Source organism: Xenorhabdus sp. XBWT, from assembly GCF_059072735.1.
In genome coordinates, this window is sequence record NZ_CM180990.1 from 1,356,436 (window position 1) to 1,378,114 (window position 21,679).

Here is a 21,679-nt window from a genome sequence, read left to right on the forward strand (position 1 = left end):
AACCATAATAAATATGGGGTTCATTTATGATTTAATCAATTTAATTTAATGCAAATTTAACATTATATTAATATTTATTTAATTGGATAATAATATGTCTGAGAAATTCGTACAAACCATTTCAAGTGTTAATTACAATAAAGGGGTTTTCTCTCTTTATTTTGTTGGGCAAGAACCTAATAGAATGGCCAATGGTACACTGGCAGAAAGCGATCAGGAGTTACAACTGAAACAAGTTATTCACATGCCTGCGTCCGGTTTTATGTATATGGTTTCCATGGTGAAAAATATGCTTGAAGATCCGAGAATGGAAGCTGAAATCAATAAGCTGATCGCCGCTGGTTTTTTACCTGTGCCTGAACTAAATTCTGAGATAAATGAAGGAGAGGCGCCTGTCGCGGCAGAACCTGCTGTTGCAGAAACCATTGAGCCTAAAAAACGCGTAACCCGCAATTCTGAAACATCAAAATAATATCAGTAGAACGCTTATCAGGTAGTTGCTAACCTATGATGATTACACATCAACCAGCAACACTGAGTACTGCTGAGATACAGGCAATGATTGGTGGGGTGATGTTGCTTTGTCAGCACTCCCCTTTGCACCGACGCTACTTAGTTGCAGAGTGGCAACAGCGTATCTTGCCGTCGTTCCAGTTTAATCAGTTTTGCTATTACGAAGATAAACATCAACGCCCAGTTGCTTTTTGTAATTGGGCTTTTTTATCTGACCGTAGCCGGGACGTAATTCTTGCCGGAGAGCGAGAAATATCACTAGAAGACTGGTGTTCCGGTCAGCATATCTTTTTTCCAGAGATGATTGCCCCTTTCGGACATGCTCGTGCCATTGCCTGTGATCTTCGCCGGCGTGTCTTTGCGGCATGGAAAGGGCAAAAAGCCTGCACAGTCAGGGGAACTCTGGATGTTCAAAATGACCACTGTATCCGCAAAGTACAGTGGTTCTCAGTTTAATTTTTTTATCTAACACCAGGATTATTTATGGGGAAATCATCTAACCGTAGTGCGGAATACTTCTTTACGGGTAAATATGAAGATGATAACGATGGAAACGACATAACTGCTATCAATCTCTACATGGGCGGAGTTATTAACGCTTATGGCGGGAATGATCACATTGTTATCGCCAGTCTTAGCGCAACAGTCAATACAACGTGGGGAAATGACACGATTGAGGGGGGAGCAGGGTATCTCTTCGTTAATAAAACGCATAATGGCTCCGTAGAATTTACCGGTGCTGCCGGTGGGTTGGAGATCAATCACACAGGTGATAACGGTAACATCGATTATACAGGGGGATCCGGATACAACAACATTGTGCGCAAAGGCGTACAGGGTGATATTCGGTTTGAAGGTGGGGGTTTTTATAACAGCCTGTACTCTGATGTTACACATGGCGATATCCATTTCACGGGAGCCGGTGGCTATAACAAAATTACCCGCAAGGGAGCCGGCAATGACTTCAGTGGGAAAGGGCTAGAATACGCCAAAGCTGAAGAGATCATACTGAGAGAAGCGACCATGAATGGTTCATGGATTGGAAGCGACCATCAGGTAAGCGGTATTAAATCGGCACAGGAGCCGAACACCTATCTGTTTGCATTTGCGGATAATGATCATACCAAAATCAATAAAGTCCAGCTTCGCAATGATCCGGAAACAGGCCGATTAAAATATTACACCACCTCTTGGTATAAAGCGGGTAAGCACCTCAATGACCTCGAAAAACAGGATATTTCTGGTCAGGGCGGTTTTGTGGCCGTCAATCAAGATGGTGCCTATACCCTGTCAAATCTGAATGTTGAACGTCAACAAGCTGTTACGCAACATGCTGTTGAGAAAAAACTAACAGAGAATGCTTGGGTAACTTATGGCGATGGTGCCTTGGTTAAAGCATCGGATATCACGTTGTCAGATGCCAAAATGGGCGGCGATGCGATATACAGGGATGGGACAACCGTCGATGTACAAGCGGTGAAATCCAATCGTATGATGCCGAATACTTATGTGTACGCTAAGAAACTGGGCATACATACAAAAATCGTTGTGGTTGAGCTGAGAAACGATCCCAAGACCGGCGTGCTGCAATACCTTGCACGTCCTTGGTATAAGGAGGGGGATCACACGGCTAATCTGGCGAATGAAGTTATTTCTTACAGCAATGGCTACCACGATATGGGAACCGGCAGCTATTCGCTGAGTGACCTTCATTACAGTACCAATGTGGTTCTTTCTGCTTCTGCGCGTGTTGCCAATATGCACGAATACAGCGAATCAGATTTATTTGGGTCTGCGGAAGGTGGCAATAAAGAAAGTTCCGGTGATGTTCATTTTAACGGAGCGGGTGGCGGCAACGTTATTCAATCCAACGTAACACGCGGCAATGTGTACTTTAATGGTGCGGGTATTGCCAACATCATTGAACATAGTTCTGCGTTTGGCAATACAAAATTCAACGGCGCTGGTGGTGCAAACGTCATCATCAAAAAAGGTAAAGAAGGAAACCTGAGCTTCGATGGTGTCGGTATTGCTAACGTACTGCTTCACCAAAGCCAGCGCGGTGACATGAATGTCAATGCGGGCGGTGCAGCAAACGTGCTGGTCCGCATTGGAGATGGTCGCTATCTTGCCCATCTTCTGGCCGTCGGCAATATATCTATTCACAAAGGTCATGGTAACAGCCGCATCTCTATGGGCGGTGGTTTCAATACCCATACACAGATTGGTAATGGTGATGCCTTCTGGTCTGGTGTCGGTGGTGCGAATGTTCTGACCCAAATGGGGAACGGCAATGTTTCCTCAATACTGGTTGGCGGGGTAAACGTTCTGACCAAGGTGGGTGAAGGCAATCTGGAATCCGCCATGTTTGGCGGTGCCAACGTCATTACCCATATCAGCAACAATCATAGTTCTTCCGATACAAAAGCTTTCAATACAAAAGCCATTGCCTTGGGCGGTGCCAATGTCCTGACGAAAAAAGGCAGGGGCGATGTACAGGCGGTCATGGGGGGTGGTGCTAACGTACTGACACATGTTGGTGATGGCAAAACCACCGGTATCATGCTGGGCGGCGCGAATATCCTGACTAAAGTCGGCAACGGTGATACCACAGGCATTATGTTGGGTCTGGGGAATGTGCTGACCCATGTGGGTGATGGACAAACACTCGGTATCATGGGCGCTGCGGGCAATATCTTCACCAAAGTGGGTGATGGTACTACGATTGCCGCGATGGTAGGTGCAGGCAATATTTTCACCCATGTTGGTGAAGAGAATGCCTGGGCGCTGATGGGTGGTGCAGGCAATATCTTTACTAAAGTCGGTAACGGTGATGCTCTGGCGCTGATGCTGGCATTCGGCAATGTGTTCACCCATGTTGGTGATGGCATGAGTGTTGCCCTGATGATCGCCAAAGGTAACGTTGCAACGAAAGTCGGTAACGGTGATGCGCTGTCTGCCATGATTGGCAAAGGCAATATCTTTACCCAAATTGGTCATGGTTCCACTTTTGCCGCCATGATTGGCGGGGCAAATGTGCTGACCAAAGTCGGCGATGATCTGACGGCAGCCTTGATGATAGGTGAAGCCAACATTTATACCCATGTCGGAAAAGGAACCAGTATCGGTTTATTTGGCGGTTCAGCTAACATCATGACGAAAGTGGGTGATGGTACAACGCTGGCGGCCATGTTCGGCAAAGCCAATATCATGACCCATGTTGGTGATGGTCTGACGGGAGTACTGGCGTTAGGCAAAGCCAACATCGTGACGAAAGTCGGTAATGATTTCATGGGAGTAGTGGCGGCTTCCGAAGCCAACGTAATCACCCATGTCGGCGATGGCACAACGGCGACTTTATTGTCAGGCAAAGGCAATATCCTGACTAAAGTGGGCGACGGAACAACGGTCGGTTTACTGATTTCCAAAATCGGCAACATCATGACCCATCTTGGCGATGGAACCACAGTCGGGTTCGTAAAAGGCGAAGCTAACATCATCACCAAAGTGGGTGATGGATTGGGCATCAACGCGGCTTGGGGGAAAGCTAACGTCTTGACGCATGTCGGTGACGGCGATCGCTATAACTTTGCCAAAGGTGAAGCCAATATCATCACCAAAATCGGCGATGGTCAGGAAGTGACGGTCGTTCAGGGGCAAGCCAATATTGTCACTCATGTAGGCAATGGTGATGACTATACCGGAGCTTGGGGCAAGGCCAACGTGATCACCAAAGTGGGTAATGGCCGCAATGTGGTTCTCGCCAAAGGTGAAGCCAATATTGTGACCCAAATAGGTAACGGGGACAGCTTTAACGCATTGTGGAGCCAGGGCAATATCGTCACCAAAGTGGGTGATGGTATACAAGTCACTGCCGCCAAAGGCAAGGGCAACATCACAACTACCGTCGGTGATGGTCTTAGTGTGACGGCTACTCATGGCGATCTGAATATCAATACTAAAGTCGGAGATGGTGTTTCCGTCAATGTGGCGTGGGGTAAATTCAACGTCAATACCAAAGTGGGTGATGGTCTGAATGTTTCCGTCATGAAAGGTAAGGGCAATGCCAATATCCATGTGGGTGACGGCTTAAACGTCCACGCCTCTTATGCCCGCAACAACGTGGCAATTCAGGTGGGTAACGGTGATTTCTACAACCTTTCAGTAGCGGAAAGCAACACTGAGAGCAATAAACTGGACACGCTGTTTAGCAATATCAAGCAAACCTTGCTGGGAGTAGCAGGCAGCCAGGGGATCAACTACCTGGTAAATGGCGATGAAGCCAATACCTCAGGAACCCATAAGGGACGTGGTGCCATTGACCTGCCAGAAATCTCTTCCCTGAATGGTTTTAAACTGACAGAAATCGATGAAATCACTTCTGATTTGAAGGGCAGTCTGAAAGGTTCTGTGACGGGTGTTGATGCCCCAGATATTGGTAGTATCGAGAATGCACTCGGCAATGAAAAACGCCTGAATCCAAATCAGTCACGTAACTTGATCATCAATGGTGATTTTGAACAAGGGGACAAGGGATGGCAGCACACCAACGGCATTGAAGCCAGCCATTCAGCTAAGTCATACGGTCTCAGTGTTGAAGGGCATGGTGAGCGTGTCAGTGAGCTTGATGTTCAGAATAATACCAGTATTTATCAGGATATTCGTAATCTCACCGCGGGTGAATCCATCAAACTCAGCTTTGACTTTGCAAGGCGTACCAAGAGTTCCAATGATAATGGTATGCGGGTGCTATGGAATAAGAAGCTCGTGTTCTCGGATTACGCGGGTGAAGCCAAATGGCAATCCCACACATTGACTCTGACGGCACAGGCGGGCAGCAACCGATTGGAGTTTGTAGGTACCGGCAAGAGTGATGGTTTTGGTTACATTCTGGATAACATTGTTGCAAAATCTGAGTTATCGGACAGCGGTATTGCTGATCATATGAAGCAAGATAAAGCAGCACAGAATGCGTTGCAGGATAAAGCACGGGCAGAAACCGATCGCCAGCGTTTGGTACAGGAACGTGATAAACACCAGGCGTCTATCTCTGCTACACAAGCCCAACTGGAAAACACAGATCTGGATGCACTGAACGCTAACGGACAGACCCAGCGCAATGCGATTCAGGATGAAGCTCAGGCAGAAACCGATGAACTACAGGCAAAAGTCAAAGGATTGGAAGCGCTGAACAGCCATGCCATCTATCATGGAGAATCCGGTGAACAGAGTCGCGATAGGTTTGCTCATGGATTGTTGAAAAGTGTTCAGACCGAATTGGACAAAGCAGACGAGACTGTACGGAACCAATTAGATAACGCACAAAAAGCGGCAGCGGGGCGTCTGGGCGATATCAAGGATGCGGTTGCCAAATCAGAAGCGGGCAAGCTCAAAGGTGAGCAAAACCAGCAGCATGCTGAGCAGGATATTGAAAAAGCTCGCCTCCAGGCCGAAAACCGGAGAAAAGAAGCCTTAAACCATGAGCAACGGGCTAATCAGGCGGGAAGTGATGGCAAATCGGCTGCGCTGAAGGCAGAACAGCGTGGTCAAAATGAGGCTTCTGCGGCAGACAGTAAAACTGCGCAAGTACAAAATGATGCCAAAAATTCCAAGCTTGATGGCAGCTATAAGCCGAAGCGCACAGGTGCAACCGGCAGCGGCCTGTCAGGTAAAGCTTATGAATCTAATTATTCTGAACACATTGAAAAAGCAGAACAATCCAAGAGTAGTATCAATCCTGAATCGACCGTTCAGGCTAATGGTGGATTCAGTGAAAAATTGCAACATTTGGATGAAAATCTGAACGAACTTGCCGATGCAAAAAAAGCGCTGGATCGTTTACAGATCAATGCGGGAATACGGGTTAAGAAATCTATACTGACATCTGGCCATAGAGAAATGTCAGTGCATCAGCCGGTTAGCCAGCCTGCTGATGGCGTGACTGAATGGGCCAGAAGCACACCGAAAATTTCAGGGTTGGATCTCAGTGGCCTGCAAGCACTGGGCGAACCGCATGGTCAGCCAGAATCGGCTGATGGGTCAGAAAGAGCTTCTTCCACAACCGTGAGAGCAAGAGCGCAAAAAGTTGCGGATATCTACCGTTGGCTGGATAAAGGCCATAGCTGGAATAAAGACAACGGCATTGCAATCGATAAATATATCCCTGTGCCGGGATTTGATCGCATTGATACAGACATTTCGAATGATGTCAGGCAGGAGATGATTGATAATATTAAGGAATATATTAACAATCCGAAAAATAAAAACAGTGTACCGAAAGAACAGGTTGCTTCGTTGGCAGAATTGTTCGTCAATGCCACGATTGACTATGACTGGAATAAGCGTGTTGAGTTTATTTCAATGCTGGAGCGCTACGGTTATAGTTTTGAACCTGCATATGGTGATAAAAGTATTGTGTCGTTCTGGTCAGGTAAAAACCGCAAAGGTTACCGTGAAGCTCTGGATTCATCAAATCCCGACGGCAAGAAAGTGGTTTACGATACTAGTATAAAAGGTAACTCTTTTGCCCTTGAACTGAACAGGAGACTGATAAGTTGGGGCATGCAGTCCGATACGGCTAAAAAACATGACTTGCTATCTGTTGTCAGGGCTTCCGCATATAGTAATACTGGATTCTGGAGTTCACTCTATGCGACTGGAGCACGTAATGATGTGTATGTCATGTCGGAAGGTGGTATTCGTCTTGGCAATTACTTCTGGAATGTTGAACTGCCAGTATTGCGTCAATTGCAACGTGAAGGGCTGGTGGGAGAAATTCGCCTGCTGGATAAACCAGCCAGTGAATATCAGGGCGTATCGCCGGAATCTATTGGCCGCCGTCTGACCGATGCGGGTGTTTCTGTTAAAGCGCGCTTTGACTCATTCAGTTCCGACGAGCAGAAAAGACTGGAGGAATTGAATCCTGGTGAGTATCAGCCGGCTACATTGATTGATCTGAATATCACAACCAGTGCGATTGACAGCCTGCTGAATAAGGCATTGCCATTTTATAGCCTGCGTACAGAACGTAATTTGCTGGTGCGTAAATCAGAGGATGATTCAGGCTTTGAAGTCCGTCCGTGGCCGGATAATAACGGCGATGCGTTCAAAAAAATCATTGTGGAAGGCTCCGAAGGATTGGCTCAAATCAAATCCATTGAACGCTTTATCCTTGCCAACTATGACAATTACGATCAACTACCTGATGCGTTGAATCTGGTGGACGATCGCATTGTTTCCCACGATCAGGGACGTGCCTATATTGTGGCGAAAAAAGTAGAGGGTAGCTGGAGCTATAAACCGAAAGCTGAGCCGATATCTGCGGCTGAATTGCCATTTTATGATCTGCGTGAAGAGCGCAATTTGCTGGTGCGTAAATCAAAGGATTATTCAGGCTTTGAAGTCTGTCCGTGGCTGAATAATAACGGCGATGCATTCAAAAAAATCATTGTGGAAGACTCCGAAGAACCGGCTCAAATCAAAGCCATTGAACGCTTTATCCTTGCCAACTATGACAATTACGACCAACTACCCGAAGCGTTGCATCTGGTGGACGATCGCATTGTTTCCCACGATCAGGGGCGTACCCGTATTGTGGCGCAAAAAGTAGAAGGTAGCTGGAGCTATAAACCGAAAGCTGAGCTGATATCTGCGTCTGAATTACAAGAAGCGGCTTATGTTAAGGGTAAAATCCTGGGTGACAGTTACCGGAATGTTCTGGATGCACTCAAGGGTTATGAAAATACGCTGCAAAACAGCAAAGACTATGACTTGTACGCAATAGAAAAACTGACCTACTTGCATCACCAGGTTGAGGGGTATTTGTTGGGGCACCCGGATTCTGCGCGAATTCCAGTATTGAAAAACTTGCTGTCGCAGATCAATGTGCGGATGGAAGAATCCCTGATACTGGCGGAACCGACGCTGGAGAGCGCAGGAAAAGGTAATTTCAGCGAGCTTTACAACAAACTGGGTAACGCCAAACTCAAAGATTCCAAGCATCTTTATCTTGATGAGCAGGGTGATTTTGTTACCCGTGGTAAATCCAACATTCAAACTGGCATAAAAGCGGAAAGTGCAGAAAAAGCTGTTGAGCAGATTAAAGCTGCCGTGACCAGAGAATATGGTCAGTCTGTGACTGATGCAGTCTTCGCAAACCTGAATACCCGTGATTTGGCGAAAGATGGTAAGGGAATTGATGTCTCTGGCTTGAAAAAAGTACATCATGCGATTGAACAACAATTGTCTCCGGTCAGCGCAACCCTGTTTGTCTGGAAACCGAGTGATCATAGCAGCTTGGGGCATGCCGCATTACAGATTGGACAAGGACGCACCCAAATCAGTGCAGAAAATGCCGGTGAATTCAACGAGAAAAATTACGTCAGCTGGTGGCCGAAAGGGAGCAAATCTTCCGATATTCGCAACATTTTCAATGTTTCTTCTGAGCGCTATCCGGATATGAGGCTGCGTTGGCGTGATCTCAGCCAGCCTGCCCGCCAACACACCTTACTGCAGACTGATGTTGCTTTTGAGGAAGGCGATAAATTTGGCATGCAGGATGGAAGCTATAAGCTGGCGAAATTTAATAAAGAACTTGAGGTTGCCAAAGAGGGTTATGCAAGATTTGCGGATTTCAGTGAAAACACTGCCATAACGATGCTTGAGAATCCTAGGTTTCTGCAATCCGCAGGGATACCGGAGTCCATCTCCCGGTCTTTTGTGGAACGGGTGGAAGCTGGCGGCGCTGATGTGTTTGAATTAGGCAAAGAATTTGCTGAAGCACTGCGTACGGCTGCGAAACAACAACACACTCCTGAACTGGCAGAAGAACACACTGCTAATATCATTCGTCAGTTTGCAGAACATGAGCTGAGTGATATCCAAGACTTCAAAACCAGTGAGGCGGATCAGGGGCGTGTCTTCCGTATCAATCTGGCTGGATTGGATGCGGCGGCAATGCAGGCAGAATGGCAGAAAATCAGTCAGAATCCGGATGCCCGTTATCAGCTGTTAAACGGCAACTGTTCAAGTATCGTAGCTAGAGTGCTCAAGGCAGGGGGCGCTGATAAAGTCATCGGGCATACATGGCAGCCAAAATTTGGGGTTTGGACACCAACTGAATTATTTAATTTTGCGCAAAAATTACAAGAAGTGCAGCTTGAAACGGTAGCAAAAAAACAACACTACTCTCCTGTGGAGGAGTTAGCCGCGTTATCGGGTAAGAATAAGACACTAGAAACGGTCATCGCGGAGAATGATGGCACTCCATCGCTGAATGAACTTATTACTAAGGATGGCTTACGTAAAAAAGCCTCAGTTTTTGCCAAACCGATTGGTCCTTCTTATCAGACAATTCTTGATAAACTTGACCATATTCATAACCTGACTGGAAACGAGCAGTTATCAGCAGGATTCGAACTGTATCAACATATTACCCGTTACCTTAATGAACATCCTGATTCTAAACGCAATACTGCCTTGAGCGGCGTACAGACGCAACTGGGAGATATTATGTTTAGAGGTGCATTACAGGAAGTACGTAGCCCGTTGCTGGAGATCGCCCAAACTCGACCTGAAATGGCATTGCGAATCTACCAAATTGCCCGTAATGAAGCCCGTGGGGATACACCAGGACTGACAGATCTGATGGTGCGTTGGGTGAAGGAAGATCCTTATCTTGCTGCTAAGCTGGGTTATCAAGGGGAAGTTCCCACTGATCTCGCTTTTAATCCTAAATTCCATGTGGACTTGGGTGATCAGTTTGATGATTTCAAACAATGCCTGAGTAAAGCTCAAGATAAGGGATTGCTGATTAATGCCCGGATAGATGAGCAGAATAAACGGGTTCATCTTGGCTACAGTTATAATGAACTACTAGATATGACCGGATCTGAAAATGTGAAGATGGCGGTCTATTTCCTTAAGGAAGTCGCTAAACAAGCGGATCCAAATTTCGCTGGTTCACACGAAGCGATTTTACTTAATCGGTTTGCTAACCCTGCCTACTTGGTACAGTTGGAACAGGGTAGGCTGGCACAGATAGAAGCGATATATCACAGCTCCCATCAGACAGATATCACAGCTTGGGACAAACAATATTCCTCAGACGCACTGACACAACTCAACCGTCAGCTTAGTGACGGGACAGATCTGAATAGCCAGTTGTCGTTGCTGCTTAAGGATCGCCAAGGATTGCTGATCGGTGAGAGTCATGGTTCAGATCTTAATGGATTGCGTTTTGTTAATGAGCAGATGGATGCGTTGAAAACTCATGGCGTAACCGTTATTGGATTGGAGCATTTGCGTTCGGATTTGGCTCAGCCGTTGATAGATAAGTTCTTGGCCGGTGGAGATATGCCCGCTGAGCTGACCGCTATGATTGAAACCAAACATTTGTCTGTTGACTTATTTGAGCAGGCCAAAAGTAAGGGGATCAAAATCATTGCATTGGATGACAACAGCACAACTCGTCCGGTAATAGAAGGATCACAACATGGCCTGATGTATCGTGCTGGTGCGGCTAATAATGTGGCGGTTAAGCGTTTGGGACAATTAGCTGAGGGAGAGAAATTTGTTGCCATTTATGGTGATGCCCATCTGCAATCCCATGAAGGTATTGATCATTTTGTACCTGGTATGACTCATCGTCTTGGTTTACCGGCCCTTAAAGTGGATGCAAATAACCGTTTCACGGCTCAGGCGGATGATATCAGTCTGCGCAAGCATTATGACGATGTACCACAGCTTGAAAAAAATCTTTATAAGCCGAATCGAGTTGTCGGTGGAGATCTAGAAGCTCTGGGTCATTCTGACGAATCAGAAGTCCTTAAGGGCACAAAAAGCGTCCTGAAACGCTATCTTGAAGTCCTGAAGCCTGAGGAAAACCACATTCATGTAAACAACCACGATGTTGGATCCTGGGAAAATATTACGGTCAAACCACAGCCTGAAAGTGGTGATAGTCGCTTTAGCGGTCAGATTATTATCCAGACGGAAAATGATTCGGTTGCGGCGAAAGCTGCTGCAAATCTGGCCGGTAAGCACCCTGATTCCAGTGTGATTGTCCAGCTTGATGCAAATGGTCAATATCGTGTGGTGTATGGCAACCCTGATAAATTACAGTCCGGTAAATTGCGCTGGCAGATTGTGGGTCATGGTCGTGAGGAATCTGCACAGAACCACACACGCATAAGTGGCTACAGTGCGGATGAACTGGCTCTGAGACTGAAACAGTTCAGCACTGATTTCAAACAGGCCGATACGCCTGATCATATCAGCCTTGTGGGTTGCTCTTTGATTGGCGATGACAAGCGCAATGGTTTTGCCCGTCGCTTTATCTCGGCATTAGGTGAGCAAGGTGTCCGCACGACTGTATCGGCGCGTAGCAGTGAAGTGGCAGTAGACAGCATTGGCCGCAAATATACAAAAGATGCGCAGGATCAGTGGGTACACAAGCTCACGGATAACAAAATTGTCTTGGGATGGAATGATAAGGGCGAAGTCGAAAGTCACTCTGAACGCGTTCGCCGTGGTATCTCTGAGAATGACATCACCTTGTCTCGCGTGGGACACACCGCAGTTGATGCAAAAGCTCAGGGCGCTATTGCGGATAACGTGGAGACATTCCATGCACCTAAGAAACGCAATGAAAACGATGAAAATAATCTTGCCACTTCATCGAAATCAAATAAGCAGCTGAGCTATTCCGGCAATATTCAGGTACATCTTGGTGATGGAGAATTTACCACCATTAACTGGGGAACCAGCAATCTCGGTATCAAGGTCGGTATAGGCGGCTTTAAGTCTCTGGCCTTTGGTGACAACAACGTAATGGTTCACTTCGGCGACGGTAACAGCAAGCACAGTGTCAATATTGCGGGCTATCAGGCACTGGAAGGCGCGCAACTGTTTGTGGGCAACCGGAATATCAGCTTTAACTTGGGACGCAGTAACGATCTGATCGTGATGTTGGATAAATCCATTCCGACACCGCCATTGGTGAATCCATTTGATGGTGCTGCCCGTATTTCCGGGGTATTGCAGAACATTGCCGGTTCATATGATTCACCGGATTGGCTGACTGCCCAAAATCAGCAATGGACATTGGAAAGCGCGAAGAAATATGTCAGTGATCTGTCTGGTCTCGATTTGACCAGCAGTGTGGATTATGAAACCCTGACTGATCTCGACTCGCAAAATGAACGCAGTAGCCGTGGCTTGAAGAGCGATCTTGAAAGCACACTAAACAAGAAATACAACCAGTGGTTGGGAAAAAGTGGTAATACCCCTGACATGGGTAAAATCAGTCGTGCGGATAAATTCCGTCAGGCGAATGAAAAACTGGCCTTCAACTTTGCTGTTGGTGGGCAGGGTGCTGATATTCAGGTAACGACGGGTAACTGGAACTTTATGTTTGGTGACAACATCCAGTCAATTCTGGATACCAACTTGGGTTCACTGTTCGGTCTGATGACGCAGGAATACACTTCCACGGGCATGGCAAAAACGACATTTACCTTTAGTCCTAAAGACCTGCCACGTCAGATCAAAAATAAACTACTGGGTAACCTTGCTGGTGTCAGTGCGGATACCACGCTGGCGGATATCTTTGGCGTGGATTATACCCAGAATGGCGGTATTGTCTCCCGTTCAGGCCAGCCCATAGGGGGTACAGAGGCTATCGCCATTCTACGTGAAATGCTGGAAATCATCGGTGAGTTCAGCGGATCACAACTGCAAGCTTTCACCGATCCGGCAAAATTGCTCGACAGCCTGAAAGCAGGGTTGAAGACGGGAGCCGACGGTGTGAAATCTTTTGCTAAAAGCCACGGACTAAAAGCGGCAGCGCCTGATGAAAACCAAGAAGGGCATGTTTCCATCAATGAAAAAAATAAACCTGTATCGACAACCGAAGAATTACAGGCAGACCGGGCTCTTGGACTTAACTCTCTGAACCTGCCAAATCTGTTTGCAACACTATTCAGTAAGAATAAGCAAACGGAGATGAAATCTCTGGTGACTAACCTGAAAGAGAACCTGACAGCTGATTTGCTGAACATACAGGATAAAACGTTCGATTTCCTGCGCAATAGCGGTCATCTGCAAGGTGATGGTGACATCAACGTCTCCCTCGGAAACTACAATTTCAACTGGGGTGGTGACGGTAAAGATCTGGGGGCTTATTTAGGAGATAACAACAACTTCTGGGGTGGTCGTGGCGATGACGTCTTTTACTCTGTAGGAACATCAAATATCTTTACGGGAGGTGAAGGTAATGATGTCGGTGTTCTGATGGGGCGTGAAAACATGATGTCTGGCGGTGCAGGCAATGACGTTGCTGTATTGGCCGGACGCACTAACTACGCCTTCATGGGAGATGGTGATGATCAGATCTTTGTCTTTGGTGAAGGTGGCGTGATTCATGGCAACAAGGGACGCGACTATATCGTGGCTTCCGGTAACTTTAACCATATTAGTGCCGGAGAAGGTCAGGATTACGTTGTAACCATTGGCAACAACAATCAGGCAGATTTGGGAGAAGGTAACGACTTTGCCACCGTATTCGGCAACTATAACCGGATCGATGGTAATTCGGGCAATAACTCCATCAAACTGATGGGATATCACGCGGTAATCAACGGTGGAACAGGTAACGACCATCTGATTGCGGATGTAGTTTCCAAGTTCAGTCAGTTTAATGGTGGTGACGGTGATGACTTACTGGTACTGGGCGGATATCAAAACCGCTTCAAGGGTGGCTCGGGCGTCAATAGCTTCGTGGTCAGCGGTGATGTGATTGATAATGTGGTTGAAGATATCAAGCAAAGCGACAAGATTGTTTTCAACGATATCAACTGGCAAAACCTGTGGTTCCAACGCAGTGGTTATGATTTGGTTCTGTTGACGCACCGCAATATCAAAGATACCTCCGCACAGGGGCAGTTTGAAGCAATGGGTTCTGTCACCTTCAACAATTACTTCAATGGCAACCGTGCGGATCTCATTACCCAAATGGGAGATAAAGACATACAGGGCGAGCGTGGATACACATCACTCTCTGCTAATGCAGTGGATTCTTTGGTACAGGCCATGAGTGGGTTTGCGCCTAAGATGGGTGACAGTGGATTTATTGACTCGCTTGATAGCCAGATGAAATCAACAATCGTGACTGCTTGGTCGGATACAACGAATGGGAAATCCAAACTGGTTTAATTAACATAAATATAAAATTATAAATAAGTTATACTGATGAAAATGGCTCACAATAGTGGGCCATTTTTTTATGCAATTCTGAATTGATTGAGCTTGGATTCGCATGATAAGTTCAAATATCCATTTGGAATAAAAAATTAATTAAAGAAATTATTAATTATAAAAAAATATTTGAATTTGTACTAAATTTAAAAGTACTGTGTTACTTAATGATGTTTAGTTCTTCATGAATTTGATGCCCAGAAAAAATATCGCCTACTCATGGTTATTAGAAATTTATACAGGAGTAGTGATTCTGAAAAAACAGATAAATTATCGGGGTTATGACGGAAAAATATAGGTGGTATATATGATTTTCGTTACAATATTAATGTTTTCAGGGGAAGAAAATTATCAATGGAGATATGATACTCATAGTGAAGAATCAAAAAGATTATTGTATATTTTTCATGGTTTCATGAAAGGAATCAATATTGGAAATCACAAAGATAAACTAGGTTTCTCTGGAGTTCTTGTTGAGTTTGATGGTGAAACTGTGGGTGAAGCGGCTAAGTATGGAATACCTGATTCATTCTATCTATGTGATGGGTATGTGTTAAATCTATGGGAAAGTCAATATATTGCCTGTGAATTGATTGAAAGTTCGAACTTAAATGAGTTATTGAAATATGAATTAAATAAGATGATAAATAATATTAAGGAAACAGAAATTATTAAGAAAGGTACAGAGGGGTTTTCTAAAGACTTAATCGAAGATGAAGATAATCATATAATAGTAGGAAGACGTAAATTTTTACATGATGTAGGAAGTAAGGGGAATCTCGATATTAATTTCGTTAATCCTATTACTAATATTTCTTATTCTGTTCAAACTGGGTTATTCAGTAAAATGTTCTGGAATGTCCCCGGCCGTATTGAGCATAATAACTGCTATGCTTACGCGTGTAATTATGCATCCGGAACTTTCCCCAGTCCTGGCCGGTATTCTGGTAAACCACATAAAAGAACCATCTATTCTCTGATAGATGCCGTTATTGCTGATGGATTAATTCCGTTGGAAGAGTATAAAATTCAAGAAAATACTCCGAATTATGTTATTGCTCTTTATTGTATTCCTTCCACTTCCAGTGTCATTCTTGACAATATTTTTTGGGATTATCATTTTTATCGGTTGGTCGTAGGTAGGGGTAGTAAGCATTCTCAATTTTGGGGGCATAAACCAGGCCAAGGAACAGCCAGAAAAAGAGATGATAAAGGAAAAATCATATATGATCCTAACAAATGTGAACGTGGGGACTATACTGAATTTGCGGGTTATTTTATTGTTAATAATCAGGTTAAGATAAAATAAGGATTGAGGGGAATCCGAGCCTTGTCTGATCGTGAAATGCGCATAGATCGTCTCTTCTTGTTACCTACCGTGCTCTTAGTCTGGGGAGTGCATGGCGTCCTTTACGAAACTTACTTTTCAGGTTCAGCGTTAGTAATGATGGGAATTGGTTTGGTTATTGGTATCACTATTGGTTGGCTGCTTTGGAAATCCCAGCCACGGTTAAAAGAAAAAGCGGGTAGCACATTGATTATCCGTTCGGGTACTCCGTTGACATTGGTATTGATTGTGATTACGTTTGTGGGCAAATTTATTATGACGACCATGTTAAACTCTGAGCCAACATTGTTGCATTCCTTACATTATAATCTGCTGTTCGGTTTATTCAGTGGTGTTCTTGGTGGTATTTTCTGGGGCGGAACACTGAATCTTTTTATTTCATGGTATAAAAACAAGAATAAGGATAGGCAATAAATAAAATAAGAAGATGTGACCGTTACTCTGCAATACGGGAATGCGGCTGTTTTGTTGTCTGCAAAGTAAGTTCCTGTCCTGATGAAAATGGCTATGTGTCAGTTCAACTGCTTTTGGCGAGTATTCCTTATTATTCCATCTTGGAATTCTGTCTTTTTTCTTTGTCCGCGGATATACTGTCGCTTTATTTTTACCGGTTAGTTCTAAATGATAAGAAAATTACTATTACTATCTGTGTTTGCGATTGCCGGATGTTCTGCCGGAAGGGTGCCAACAGATCATCTTGTATTACTTAACAACGACAAGCTTTGTCGTGCTCTCGGAGAAAATTCCGATAACGGAGATATCACCACCAGGATATTGAACGAAATATTATCCAGAGGTGATTCGATAGATATGCAAGAATGTTATTCTATTGAAAGATTTGTAAAAAGTAGCCGAATGCCTTCGACTCATGATTTTTGGTTTAACAGTATTAACCAAATGAATACTGAGATAATGAAAAGTATAGTACAAATGAAGGCCGACGGTAAATTATAATCTGTTTATAGCGCATTCTATTCTGAATGCGCTGATTATTGTGGTGATAGAGAAAGAGTTTAAATTATAAATAAAATGAAATCCCATCCCGATCCAATCGCCTGCTCTTATCATCTACCTTATAGGTATCTATGCTTCGGCTTTGCCATCGTGCCGTAAACTTTCCATCTAATATTGCTTGTAATGAACAAGGGTTTCAATGGAAAAAGGATTTTTCATCTATGTTCTTGATCAGGTATTCCCTTAAGTCAACTTCGAAAATTATAAATATCCGCTAATTTTAATTTTATATCTGTGACTCAAATATATTTATAACTTTTTGAATAGTAAATTTTTTATTACTTGTGGGATAAGGTTTTTTCGCGTTAAAAACATCTTTTATTTATAAATAAAATAATTTAAATCTAATTTTATTGGCATTTTTAGGACATCAGTATCAAACTTTATTCAACAACAAAAAGAAATCATATGATGAAAACTATGCTATTAGAACTTGACCATCAAGACGGTAGCTTATTATGTGAATGCAAGACTGTTATTTGAATCCAGGGATTTATTTATCGACGATAATATTTTTTGTATTTTGTGATAAGCATATCCAGAAGATTAATAATTCCTGTTGCTTATTTGTGAATGAATATATTTTGGTTTTTTGTTAAATTTGTTAACTAATATTTAATTTTATATTTCATAGTTGTTTGTTTAAAATTTATTTGGTTGTTTTTTGAAAAATATTATAACTATCTGTTTGAAACATATGTTGGTATTTTCCCAGACGATAGCCTGTTGATCTGAGTAATTGAATAAAATTTAGAATTATTTCGGTATCATTCAGGTATGTACTGGCATATTTTATTAACTAATAACTTATGTAATTATCACCATTGATCTGTTTTTAGATCGAAAATGGTCCTTATCGATCTTATGGGGCGATTTTAGTCAAAAACTAACTATGCCCTATGGATTTCGAGTTGCTCTGAGGCGGGAAGGGAGTGTAGCCAACAAAGATGCAACTTGAAAGGCGATGGGTATGTGTCTGATTAATCTCAGGTAGCCGTCACAAAGCAGCGATCTGAAAAATTCAAGGCATGAATGATGGTAGGAGAGTGATATGAAATTGTTATCAGAAAATCGCAAACCAAATGACACAGAAAGTGAAGTATTGAGAATATGTCAGGAAGTTCTTCGTGTAGAATCAATGGACGTAAAGGATGACTTCTTCAGTCTTGGGGCGGACTCTATCTCGTTAGTTGAGATACAAATCTTCATTGAGCAAGATTTAGGCAAAAAAATAGATTGGAGTGATGTGCTCAGATTCAGAAATGTTGAGTCTCTTTCAGCCTTCATTGACTCAACTGATCGTCTTCCACCCCAGGATAAGAGAGAAATTGAATGGCGTGGAATAAAATATGCCTTTCGTGTAATTGGTGATATCAGCACAACAAGTGTAGTACCAAAATTAATTGTCGCTGGTGGCTTTCAAGACATGTATTCATTACCGCATCTTGAATACCTTCTCAAAGATGACGGCCCGATAATTATGGTTGATTTACCGGGAACGGGTTCAGCGGATGATATTCCAAACGATGAAAGTTTCGAATTTCTTGCCGAGTGTGTCAAACATATTTTAGATGTTATTTCTTTGCAAACTATAAATTTAATTGGTATTTCTTATGGTGGTGCTACTGCCCTAGAGTTTACTTATCGATGGCCGGAAAGAATTAATAAATCAGTATTAATTGGTACTGCATTAACCCAACCCCCTCATATTCAAGGCAGAATAAATACAGCGTTGAAATTCTTAGATGAAGGAAAATATGAGGAGTTTATAGAGACAATTATTTCAAGTATTCTCTGCCTTGAACCCGGCTCAGATGTATGGGGAAGAGATACAACATACAGACTTATAAAAACAACATTACTGGAATCAACTCTACATCAAGGAGAGCGATATGAGCATCTCCAAAGACGTTTCATGAATCAGAAGAAATATAAAAGAGCTGAAAATTTTAATAAACCTATTCTATTTACAACTGGTGAATATGATATCATCACACCGGCTGAAAATATCAAAACTTGTGCATCTATTTTTCCAAACGCAATGTTTACCACAATCAAAAAATCGGATCATCTCGTTATGGCAGAGCGTCCAGATGTGCTGGCTGATCTGCTTATTCGATTTTTCAATGGAAAAGATCTTACAAATACAGATTACTTAAATAATATTGAATATATAAATTAACAATATTTTTAAATGTTAGTTTTTGGGTATGTGCTGATAATTTTTATTGGCATATATATCTAATGGATTTCAAGATTTATAATTAAATCGGAATTCTAGTTTATCATATGTTAGTTGTTAAATAAAGAATTGTCTGGGATTTGTAGGTGAATTTTTAATTAATATATTTAATTAAAATTATAATAATAAATTTGTCAAAGGATATTCCCCCTAAAATTATAAGGGGGAATTTTGTTAAAATTCACAGATAAATCCAGTCTCCCAACAATTTTTTTGGTGAACATCCCAAAAGCCAGCAGGATAACGCTTAATGTCACTTTCTATCAGCATAGGTTTTCGCCATTCGAAGCGTTTGAATCCCGCTTTATTCATTGCACTTTCATAATATTCGCGACCCCAACCGTAAAAAATGAGTGGGCTTGGTGGATCAGTGATAAACTCAGCTTCATAACGGAATCCACCTTTCCAGGGGGTTTCACTAAGAATATCGACTTCATAGGGACGATAGTTATTACGCTTATCTAATCGATAATCGGGTTCAATCGTATAAGCAACTAATTTTCCGGAAGGCTTAAGGTTATCAGCCGCTACCCTGAACATTGCATCAAGTTCTTCAATGGATTCTGCATTACAGAATAACCAGCCTGCAACAATGATGTCGAATTTTCCAAATGACTCCATTTCACTGATATTTCTAACATGAAACTTGATATCAGCCCCCTGTTTTTGTGATTCTTCCTTGGCTATCTCTATCATTTTTTCTGATATATCGACACCTACGATTTTGGAAGCACCAAGCTTTTTGAATTGTAGTCCAAAATAACCTGTGCCACAGGCTAAATCTAAGACTGATTTTCCTTGTATATCTCCGGCTAAATCCAGAATAGTTCGCATTTCAAGTATGCGTAGTGGGCCTTTATCTGAAAAGCTATTATAACGTTCTGCAATCGGCTCATAGGAGGTATCTTTTATTTGCATTACCCTATCCTCTTTTAAATAATTTAGAATAATTATGGAATTTAAGCTATTTAGGATAAGTTAGATATAATGATTTTTGTTGATTAACTATTCTATTTATAATTGCAATTTTAATTATTCCCTTAATATTTAATATTTATTCTTAGCTGTAACCAGAGATTTATTTTCTTTAAAATCTTGCAGGAAATTATACCCAATGAATTTCAAGTTGCTGCGTAGCAAAAAACGCAGAAACTTGAAAAATTAAGTAAATACAGTAGCGTTGAAGTCACTGGTAGAAAAGGCTTATGGGAGCTGGCAGATAAGTCCGGCGTGCATACAATTTTTCTGATAATTATCCCAGAAACTAGGAGGGTAACTTTCTATATCACTTTCTAATAAGGTAGGTTTTATCCATTCTAATTGACTGAAACCAGCCTTATGAATCGCATTCGCATAAGTTTCACGACTCCAGCGATAGAAAGTTAACTGTATCGGAGGTGTGGTAATAAATTCGACTTGATGAATAAATCCACCTTGCAATGGTTCTTCAGTGAGAACATTCAGACCATAGTTATGGCAATTTCCTTTTGTTAATTGATAATCGGGTGAAGCCATATAAGCTATTAGCCTGCCAGAAGGTTTTAAATGGTTAGCAACAGAACGAAACATACTTTCGAGTTCTTCAATTGATTTTGCATAGTGAAATAAAAATGTTGCGGTGACAATATCGAATTTTTCAAATAACTGCATGTCACTTACATTGGCTACATGGAATTCAATGTTATCCTCATATAGCTTTGATTTTTCTCTGGCTAGCTCGATCATCTTTTCGGATATATCTATACCAACGACTCTTGATGCACCAAGGTGGTATAGTTCACGACCAAAATAACCATACCCACAAGCTAAATCTAGGACTGATTTTCCCTGAACATCACCAACCATATTAAATAATGCACGAACTTCTACTTTGCGTTGTGGGACAGAATTGTAGAAGTTTTCATAATTTTCTCCAATGTGATCATAGTGTATTTCTTCTTGCATAATAATGACTCCTTTGTTAATGGTTAGGATGTTAATTGTCGTTATTTTATATTCTTACACCTCGGTTAAGTACAGTAAAATAACAATCTAACATGAGAAATAATTATTTTTATTATTGGAGGAACTATTATTATTTTATAAAAAATAAAAATAGGGCTGACTAGTAAACGCGTTTTTTCAGAAAAGTGAATTTGATTATAGTAGGCTATTAGGTTGATTTAGAATTGTTAAATAGAATCTTTCTTTTATACCTGTCGTCTTTCAAGTTGCCGCTTTGTTGGCTGCGCTCACTCAACCCGGTCACATAGTTATCTATGCTCCCGGGGATTAATGAAAGGCTCCTGCCTTTCACCGGAGGCCAGCCT

The 21,679-nt window shown here is 42.7% G+C and carries 9 protein-coding genes; 7 read left to right on the forward strand and 2 right to left on the reverse strand.

Going from position 1 to position 21,679, the window contains the following annotated elements; all coding sequences use genetic code 11:
* Positions 1–94 precede the first annotated feature (94 nt).
* From rtxH to AC5JQI_RS06180, 7 genes are all read left to right on the forward strand, one after another.
* Positions 95–472: a protein RtxH gene (gene rtxH / locus AC5JQI_RS06150; RefSeq protein ID WP_323854282.1), complete on the forward strand. Its 378-nt coding sequence runs from the start codon at positions 95–97 to the stop codon at positions 470–472.
* A gap of 35 nt (positions 473–507) precedes the next feature.
* Positions 508–969, forward strand: a complete 462-nt coding sequence (rtxC, locus tag AC5JQI_RS06155; RefSeq protein WP_493914064.1) for an RTX toxin-activating lysine-acyltransferase RtxC — start codon at positions 508–510, stop codon at positions 967–969.
* Between the two features lie 27 nt (positions 970–996).
* The gene (gene rtxA / locus AC5JQI_RS06160) at positions 997–14,724 is read left to right on the forward strand and encodes an MARTX multifunctional-autoprocessing repeats-in-toxin holotoxin RtxA (protein ID WP_493914065.1); all 13,728 of its coding nucleotides are present in this window, start codon (positions 997–999) and stop codon (positions 14,722–14,724) included.
* Positions 14,725–15,073: 349 nt separating this feature from the next.
* The gene (locus AC5JQI_RS06165) at positions 15,074–16,075 is read left to right on the forward strand and encodes a hypothetical protein (RefSeq protein ID WP_493914066.1); all 1,002 of its coding nucleotides are present in this window, start codon (positions 15,074–15,076) and stop codon (positions 16,073–16,075) included.
* A gap of 21 nt (positions 16,076–16,096) precedes the next feature.
* Complete coding sequence (locus tag AC5JQI_RS06170) at positions 16,097–16,528, forward strand: hypothetical protein (protein ID WP_493914067.1); 432 nt, start codon at positions 16,097–16,099, stop codon at positions 16,526–16,528.
* 207 nt (positions 16,529–16,735) lie between these two features.
* Complete coding sequence (locus AC5JQI_RS06175; RefSeq protein WP_493914068.1) at positions 16,736–17,068, forward strand: hypothetical protein; 333 nt, start codon at positions 16,736–16,738, stop codon at positions 17,066–17,068.
* Positions 17,069–18,179: 1,111 nt separating this feature from the next.
* On the forward strand, positions 18,180–19,310 hold the full coding sequence (locus AC5JQI_RS06180) for an alpha/beta fold hydrolase (protein WP_493914069.1): 1,131 nt from the start codon (positions 18,180–18,182) through the stop codon (positions 19,308–19,310).
* A gap of 234 nt (positions 19,311–19,544) precedes the next feature.
* Here AC5JQI_RS06180 and AC5JQI_RS06185 read toward each other — a convergent pair whose 3' ends face one another.
* Positions 19,545–20,288: a class I SAM-dependent DNA methyltransferase gene (locus AC5JQI_RS06185; RefSeq protein ID WP_493914070.1), complete on the reverse strand. Its 744-nt coding sequence runs from the start codon at positions 20,286–20,288 to the stop codon at positions 19,545–19,547.
* 285 nt (positions 20,289–20,573) lie between these two features.
* Positions 20,574–21,314 carry a class I SAM-dependent methyltransferase gene (locus AC5JQI_RS06190; protein ID WP_493914071.1) on the reverse strand — a complete coding sequence of 247 codons (741 nt, stop codon included), beginning with the start codon at positions 21,312–21,314 and terminating at the stop codon, positions 20,574–20,576.
* Positions 21,315–21,679: the final 365 nt, after the last annotated feature.

Coding starts and splice junctions, on each gene's coding strand:
- rtxH (WP_323854282.1), top strand. CDS start 95: ATGTCTGAGAAATTCGTACAAACCATTTCAAGTGTTAATTACAATAAA.
- rtxC (WP_493914064.1), top strand. CDS start 508: ATGATGATTACACATCAACCAGCAACACTGAGTACTGCTGAGATACAG.
- rtxA (WP_493914065.1), top strand. CDS start 997: ATGGGGAAATCATCTAACCGTAGTGCGGAATACTTCTTTACGGGTAAA.
- AC5JQI_RS06165 (WP_493914066.1), top strand. CDS start 15,074: ATGATTTTCGTTACAATATTAATGTTTTCAGGGGAAGAAAATTATCAA.
- AC5JQI_RS06175 (WP_493914068.1), top strand. CDS start 16,736: ATGATAAGAAAATTACTATTACTATCTGTGTTTGCGATTGCCGGATGT.
- AC5JQI_RS06180 (WP_493914069.1), top strand. CDS start 18,180: ATGAAATTGTTATCAGAAAATCGCAAACCAAATGACACAGAAAGTGAA.
- AC5JQI_RS06185 (WP_493914070.1), bottom strand. CDS start 20,288: ATGCAAATAAAAGATACCTCCTATGAGCCGATTGCAGAACGTTATAAT.
- AC5JQI_RS06190 (WP_493914071.1), bottom strand. CDS start 21,314: ATGCAAGAAGAAATACACTATGATCACATTGGAGAAAATTATGAAAAC.